This window comes from Pseudonocardia nigra (assembly GCF_019396355.1).
In the GTDB taxonomy this organism is placed as follows: Bacteria; Actinomycetota; Actinomycetes; order Mycobacteriales; family Pseudonocardiaceae; genus Pseudonocardia; species Pseudonocardia nigra.
Window position 1 is genome coordinate 1 of record NZ_JAHKRK010000408.1, and the last position, 2,307, is coordinate 2,307.

A 2,307-nucleotide genomic window follows, 5' to 3' on the forward strand; every position below is an offset into this window, starting at 1 on the left:
GCTTCCTGACGTGATCAAGGACTTAGACACCCTCATGATCACGTCGAGCCCGTGCCCGTCTTCGTACCTACCCCGGCGTGTCGCCGCAGGTCAACACCCGCTCATCGCGACTTTGCCTGGGCCCTGGGTCGGGTAGTAGTCGAAGAAGTTGCCGTGTAAGTGGAAACTGTTGATCGGATCGTACTCCAGGATGTTGACCAGATAGACCCGCACCAGCTCACCCCGCGTGACCCGCACTGGTTCGTGCATGTAGTGGAACGGGATCCCGTTCACCGCGTAGAGCTGGTTGCCCTCGGCGTCGAAGGTGGTGTTATAACCGTGCATCACCATGATCATCTCGTCGGCGGGCGGCCGGCCCTGCTTGGGGTCGATGATGAAGGTCCCGTACATGCCGCGGGCGATGTGCTCAGCCAGCGGGCTGACGTGGCAGTGGTAGAGGTGCAGTCCGAACGGCGCGGCGTCGAACTCGTAGGTCACCGTCTGACCCGGCTCGATTATCCCCGGCCCGACCCCGGGGATACCGTCCATCTCGGCGGGATGGATCCCGTGGAAATGCATGGTATGCGGGTGCGCGGAGCCGTTGGTGAAGCTGACCCGCAGTAGGTCGCCCTCGGTGCAGCGCAGCGTGGGGCCCGGAACCCGGGAGTTGAAGGTCCAGGCCGGGAACTGCACCCCGGGCGCGACCTCAATGTCCTCGTCGCTGGCGAAGACCTCCCATTCCCGCAGCAAGCGCCCGTCGGGCAGCGTGGAGACCGTGCCGTAGTCGAAATCGCGCAGCAATTCGCTCGGGTTGAACCCGTTGGCGACGTGATCCACTGTGCTGCCCTGACGGAACGTCGGGCCGCTCACCCCTCCCCCGTGGCTCCCCTTGGCCCCGCCGCCGTGCTCGTGCCCGGTGGCGTGCGCGTTCGGGGGCCCTAGCACGCTGTGCGCGCCGAGTGCGAGGCCCGCCGACCCAGCGAGCGCACTCAGGAACCGGCGCCGAGAGGAAGAGGAACTCACTGTCATCAGATTGTCCTTCCGTGCAAGACCTCGGCCAGACCGCAACCCAGCGGGTGCCTACGACCGTCGACTTCGATCCACAAGGGCCCACCGAAGGGCGCCCACTCGATGACGGCGAGAATGGCGCCCGGGCGCAGACCCAGCTCGGCGAGGTGGCGCAGCACCGCGCTGTCCCGGTTGCTGACCCGATCCACCTGGAACCGACTGCCCGCCGGTGCGTCCGCCAACAGGATGCTCAAATCCTCCGCATACTGCCCAGCGGAGGACGGGATCGGATCCCCGTGTGGATTACGCGTTGGATGACCCAGGAAGGCATCGATCCGCCGCTCGAGCCGGACGCTGATGCCGTGTTCGAGGACCTGCGCCTCGGCGCGCACCTCGTCCCATGGCACCCCAAGAACCTCGGCGAGAAACAGCTCAAGCAGGCGGTGCCGCCGCACGACCTCCAGCGCGTGCCGCGTCCCATGCTTGGTCAGCTCGATGTGGTGGCCGTTCGAGCGGCGAATCAACTCGTTCGCTTCCAGCCGCTTGAGCATCGCCGAGACGGTCGGAGCCGTGACCCCCAATTCGCCGGCGATTGCCGTGGTCGTCACCGCGTTGCTGCGGTTGGCCAACGAGAAGATCGTTCTCAGGTAGCCGTCAATGACCTCGGTGTGCTTGATGCCGCAGCAGTCTAGACGAGGCATACGATCACTGTTAGCCAAGGCCACGCGGCAATATTAGCCATGGCTAACGCTCGTGCATAGGGCCTCTTCGCGGGACTTGCTTGGCACGCGCAGGTTGAGCGACGGCGGCCCGCAGGTGCAGCCGCAGATCGTTGGCCCGGGCTACCCGGTAGCGCAGCCGCCGGTTCCCGCCGCCGACCAGCCAGGAGATCGACCGCTCGACCATCGGCCTATGCCACCGGTAGGCGGACGACGCGATGCCGCTGGTCGACGGCCACAACCGCGGCCGCCTCGACGGCGTGCGCGGCCGGGCGGCACAGCCGCAGCGACAGCAGCCGCGACACCCGCGTCGGGCGCCCGGCCAGCCGCGCCGCGCGGGCGTAGCGCAGAACCGACGGCGCGGCCACCCCGACCAGCTGCGCAACCGGACGCCGACCGTCGATCACCTCGAAGATCAGCCGCAGCACCCGCGCCACCGGGACCTTCGTGTTGCCCGCCACTGAAGATGGCGACGTAGGCGCCGTTCACGGTGACGACGAAGAACGGACATACCGGGCGAGGTTGGTCGTCAGGGTGTCGCCGTGGTCGTCAAGGTGCCGGGAGCCAGCCGCATGCGCGCCGGTTCGACGTCGGCACGGTG

At 67.3% G+C, this 2,307-nt stretch carries 3 protein-coding genes and 1 pseudogene; all 4 read right to left on the minus strand.

Going from position 1 to position 2,307, the window contains the following annotated elements:
• Positions 1-90: 90 nt before the first annotated feature.
• The 4 genes and pseudogenes from KME75_RS41010 to KME75_RS41020 all read right to left on the minus strand — a co-directional run bounded on the left by KME75_RS41010 (position 91) and on the right by KME75_RS41020 (position 2,167).
• Complete coding sequence (locus KME75_RS41010; RefSeq protein ID WP_219420377.1) at positions 91-849, minus strand: multicopper oxidase domain-containing protein; 759 nt, start codon at positions 847-849, stop codon at positions 91-93.
• Between the two features lie 158 nt (positions 850-1,007).
• The gene (locus tag KME75_RS41015; protein WP_219420378.1) at positions 1,008-1,712 is read right to left on the minus strand and encodes a metal-dependent transcriptional regulator; all 705 of its coding nucleotides are present in this window, start codon (positions 1,710-1,712) and stop codon (positions 1,008-1,010) included.
• A 79-nt stretch (positions 1,713-1,791) separates the two neighbouring features.
• A pseudogene (locus KME75_RS47515) lies at positions 1,792-1,983 on the minus strand (hypothetical protein); the annotation flags it as partial.
• Positions 1,898-2,167 carry an Rv3235 family protein gene (locus KME75_RS41020; protein WP_219420379.1) on the minus strand — a complete coding sequence of 90 codons (270 nt, stop codon included), beginning with the start codon at positions 2,165-2,167 and terminating at the stop codon, positions 1,898-1,900. The pseudogene KME75_RS47515 and the gene KME75_RS41020, both read right to left, overlap by 86 nt.
• Positions 2,168-2,307: the final 140 nt, after the last annotated feature.